1 protein-coding gene is annotated in these 213 nt (G+C 67.1%); it reads right to left on the reverse strand.

Annotated features, from left to right (window positions below):
* On the reverse strand, nucleotides 1-213 hold a 213-nt coding region (locus ACL02S_RS24355), incomplete at both ends, for a hypothetical protein (RefSeq protein ID WP_412804825.1).

Below are 213 nucleotides of genomic sequence, written 5' to 3' on the forward strand. Positions count from 1 at the left end.
GTCGAAGTCGATGTCGGGGTTGGGGGTGTCGAGCCAGTATTGCGGGGGCAGGGTGCGGTGGGAGATGGCCAGGGCGGCTTTGATCACGCTGGCGATACCGGAGGCGGCTTCGGTGTGCCCGAGTTGGGTTTTCACCGAGCCCACTCCCAGGGGTTCGACACGTCCGTCGACGGCGCCGTAGGCGTGGCCGATGGCTTGCAGTTCGAGGGGGTC

The organism is Nocardia spongicola (assembly GCF_047200775.1).
Taxonomy (GTDB): Bacteria; Actinomycetota; Actinomycetes; order Mycobacteriales; family Mycobacteriaceae; genus Nocardia.